Below are 4,460 nucleotides of genomic sequence, written 5' to 3' on the forward strand. Positions count from 1 at the left end.
GTTCTGCCGAGGCTGAGCTGACCGACGTTGCTGTCACCGGTCATCAGCCAGGTGCTGTCGCCGTCGATCTCGGCACGGGTGACATTGATGAAACGGCCGTCGATCTGCGCCTTGTTGCGCAGGGCGACATTCAGCCAGCCATTGGTGACGGACACCGGATCGAAGCTGACGTTGCCGATGAGGCGCGCGTCGTCCACCGCAACGTTGACATCGGTGCGCGCACTGACAATGCCGCCCTCGCGGGCAACCAGCACAAGGTTTCCATCCCCGGCAATCAGATGTGCGCCGTTTGCCACGGTGATGTCGTAGGTATTGTCGGACCTCGGCCTTACCTGGATGGCTGCACCGCGGCCCGATTGCAGGGTCGAGTTGTTGACTTCAAGCCTGAGCAACCCATTGGTGTTGCTTTCGCCCCACAACATTGCGCCTACGTTGGAGGCGACGACGCGGGAACCATTGATGATGTCCATCTGGCCTGTCATCAAGCGGACACCCAGGCCACGGAGATGTGGTTGGCCCGAAACTATGCCGTCGTCAACCTGGATGAGCGTGCCATCGATGCTTGCATGAGGTGAGCTTACCAGCGCACCTTCATGGCCTGGGTTGAGGTCGACGCCCACTAATTTGCTAGTGGTTGTGCCGTTGCTGCTGTTGACCAGCACAACGCTGTTTTCAAACAACAACGACGTGCTGGCACCAAGCACCGCAATCTGGCCATTGATCCGTGAATTGCGTGCGCTCAGCGATGCCTGGCGTGTGAGCCGGATCGCATCCGGTTGAGTGCCGACGCTGGTGACTTGGGCGCCCTCGAGTATCACCCGGGAAGTATCGCTTGCTTGGATACGTTGGGTCTGCCCGCCGTTGACCGTCAACTGCGAGCCATTGATGAGGCTCCAGGCTTCTGCCGGGTCAGCTACGCCCACCTCGGCGGCCTGGTCATCCAGATCGCCTGCCAGTACAGCACCAGCGGGGAGTGAAGCCAAAGCCAGCAGCAGGCTGCGGAACAACCGGTGCGGCGTCGGCGGGCGAGGCGAGGAAACGACGGAGCTGAGCTTCATGGGGGATCCTTGTGTCGGGAATGTGGGAGCACGCGGCACCACGTAGGACATTCGGATCGGCTCCCGTGTCAGTCGGCTTTGCTTGAGCGGCCGTGATGGGGGCTGGATGCGAAGGAACGCGTCTCCTTTGGCCGCAGTCTGTGTGCGCAGGCGCGGCCGTCCCATGCAAAAAGTTGTAAAGCGCACTGGACACTCCGGGTGCCTTCAGCTGCCAGCCAGTAAGGCTCCAACTTCAAAAGCGCTGCAGAATTGCGGCGCGTGCAATATGCGAGGCCAGACGCGCATCAGCACGGCAGGTGCGATATTTCTCGTGGAGCCCAGCCTGTGCTCGGCGCTACAGAAGGCAGAAAGCAGAACGGCGCCGGATCTCACCGGCGCCGTTCGTGCTTACATCACCACTTGTAGGCGACACTCACGTTGGCCGTGGCCTCGCGGTAACCGTGGTCACCGCGCATCACGCCAAATCCACCCAACGCACTCAGCCCGGTGCGGAAGTCAACCCGCGCACCTGCATTCAATTCGTAGCGATTGCGCGGCACGCTGGCGTTCAGTGCTTCCTCGTCAAACGCCATGCCGTTGCTGGCGCCATCGCGGTACCAGTTCGCCACCACGTACGGGCTGACCGAGGCACCGGCGGCGCTGCGGCCTTCACCCTGCAGGCGCAGGCCTGCACGGCCGGACAAACCGCTGTCACCCAGTGCGCGCACCACGGTGCCGTTGGCTTCGCTGTGCACATCCGTGTTCGCATCGGTGTAGACCAGCTGCAGCTCCGGCTGCAGGGTCAGCGCCGTGCTGCCGATCTGGCCGATGTTGAAGCGATAACCCGCTTCCAGTGACGATTGCCAGAGATCCGAGTCATAGCGTTCCTCGGCCAGGCCTTCGCCCTGCACGCGGTTGCGGAACTGGCCGCGCTGCACGCTGGCATCCACATACAGCGCATCGGTGCTCCAGTTGCCGTACACACCCAGCGCGCCGCCTTCCACCTTGCCGCGTGCGCTGTAGCCGGTGATATCCGAACGCGAGGTAGCGCTGGACTGCGCAACGGTACCCATCACACCCACGCGGCCACGGCCGTTGTCGAAAACGCCCACGTCCGCACCCAGCTGCAGGCGCGAGCGGTCCACGCGCAGGTCCAGCTGGTCTTCCACCGCCGACAGCCTGCTCTGCGTGGCGTCCACGCGGGCCCAGCCGCGCACGCCATCGGCGGCGGTGGCGCTGCCGCCCTGTCGGTCGCGCAAGCCGTGGCGCAGCAGCTGGTCCAGCGCGAACTGGTTGGCCAGGTACGCGCCTGCTTCCGGGCGCAGCACCGGCCCTGGGTTGATCGGATCGATCGGGTCGATCGGATTGACGGGGTCCACCGGATTGATCGGCCTGCACTCCGGCAGCGTGGGATCAACAACGCACGGGTCCGGCGCGCCGGCCAGCGCCGAGCGCAGGTACCAACCGCCGTCGCTGGCATCCTTGAACAGGAAGTACTCGTACTGCCCGCCCACCGCGCGGCCCTGCAGATCGAACTGCGCATTGGACGCACCGCCCACGCGGATCAGCTCGATGCCCTTGTCGGTCTTCGCACCGGCGCCGCCAGCATTGAGCAAGCGCACGTTCGCCTGGCCATTGGCGTCGCCGTTGATCACCAGCTTGTCGGTCAACGAGCTGTCATCGCCGAGCATGGTGTTGAACAGCAGGGTGCCGCCATTGCCGGTGAAGGTGTCGGCAGTGAGGGTGTTGAACGTGCTGCCATTGCCCAGTGCCACGGTGCCGGTTCTGCCGAGGCTGAGCTGACCGACGTTGCTGTCACCGGTCATCAGCCAGGTGCTGTCGCCGTCGATCTCGGCACGGGTGACATTGATGAAACGGCCGTCGATCTGCGCCTTGTTGCGCAGGGCGACATTCAGCGAACCCATGGTGGCGAACAGCGAATCAAGGCGGACATCACCCGACAAGCGCGCATCATCCACGGTGAAGTTCACGTCGGTGAACGAGCCGGAAACGGCGCCATCGCGGCCTACGCGTAGCAGGTTGCCGTCACCTGCAATCAGGTGTGAGCCATTGGCTACGGTGATGTTATAGGTGCTCGCGAACCGTGGGATGACCTGGATGGCGGCACCGCGGCCGGACTGCAGGGTGGAGTCATTTATGTCGAGCCGCAGCGCGCCGGAGTCAACACGCTCACCCATCAGCAATGCACCCACATTGGCCGCCACCACCTGTGAACCATTGAGGATATCCATCTGGCCCACCACAAGGCGGGCGCCGGTCCCGGTGGTGAAGGGACGGGGCGGTGAGTGGAGGTCATCGACGCGAACATATGTGCCATCCAGCACGACCGAGGGAGTGAACTTCGGGTCCCAGGTCGACAGGGTCGAGGCATCAATGCCGATGCTCGAAGTTGCACCGGGGGCCAGATGGTCGGCGTCGACCTCCACGATACTGTCCTTCAGCGTTACCGAGGTGTAGCCACTGCTAATAAAGACGCCACCGTCGATCCGGCTTGAGTTGGCCACAAGCGTGGTTTCACCGTACAGATAGATGGCGTGGTGCTCCAAACCGGTGCGGACAACCCGYGCGTTCTGCAGGTTCACCACGGACGTATCCCCCGCGCGAATGTGCTGGGTCTGCCCGCCGTTGACCGTCAACTGCGAGCCATTGATGAGCCTCCAGGCCTCGATGGGGTCAGCTGCACCCACCTCGGCGGCCTGGTCATCCAGATCGCCTGCCAGTACAGCGCCGGCGGGGAGTGAAGCCAGGGCCAGCAGCAGGCTGCGGAACAGCCGGTGCGGCGTCGGCGGGCGAGGCGAGGAAACGACGGAGCTGAGCTTCATGGGGGATCCTTGTGTCGGGAATGTGGGAGGCACGCGCCACCACGTAGGCATTCGGATCGGCTCCCGTGTCAGGCGGCTTTGCTTGAGTGGCCGTGATGGGGGCTGGATGCGAAGGAACGCGTCTCCTTTGGCCGCAGTCTGTGTGCGCAGGCGCGGCCGTCCCATGCAAAAAGTTGTAAAGCGCACTGGACACCCCGGGTGCCTTCAGCTGCCAGCCAGCCCTGCGGCAGCGCCCCGCGGGCGTTTTGCAATGTGTTCGATGGTGCCGGCCGGTAGCAGCGCCGAGCATGGCCCCTCCATTCAGGAGTGCTTTCCATGCAGAGTTCCACCCCGGCGCCCCAGGTGCTGGCTGTTGCCCTGGCCGCTGGCCTGTTCACCAGTGGTCACGCCAGCGCACAGCAGGTCGTGGCCGACGGCGATGACCAGACGCCCCCGCCAGGCGACTACCACACCACCGAGCCGGTACTGCCGGGAGATACCTCGGGGTATGCGTTCCATGCCCTCAATGGCGGCCGCATTCTGCCAACAGGCCCGGTGAATCTATCCACGGAAGGACGTGCAGCGCACGCGGTGCATGTCG

The 4,460-nt window shown here is 64.1% G+C and carries 2 protein-coding genes and 1 pseudogene; 1 reads left to right on the forward strand and 2 read right to left on the reverse strand.

The window, feature by feature from the left end:
- Both AC1DJN_RS20860 and AC1DJN_RS20865 read right to left on the reverse strand, forming a co-directional pair.
- Positions 1–1,058, reverse strand: a pseudogene (locus tag AC1DJN_RS20860) (autotransporter outer membrane beta-barrel domain-containing protein); the annotation flags it as partial.
- A gap of 392 nt (positions 1,059–1,450) precedes the next feature.
- The gene (locus tag AC1DJN_RS20865; RefSeq protein WP_478040062.1) at positions 1,451–3,880 is read right to left on the reverse strand and encodes an autotransporter family protein; all 2,430 of its coding nucleotides are present in this window, start codon (positions 3,878–3,880) and stop codon (positions 1,451–1,453) included.
- Between the two features lie 315 nt (positions 3,881–4,195).
- Between AC1DJN_RS20865 and AC1DJN_RS20870 the strand changes: the two genes are divergently transcribed.
- Positions 4,196–4,460: hypothetical protein (locus AC1DJN_RS20870; protein ID WP_478040064.1), on the forward strand; the 265-nt coding region annotated here is incomplete at its 3' end.

This window comes from Stenotrophomonas sp. 05L414_2, from assembly GCF_056397905.1.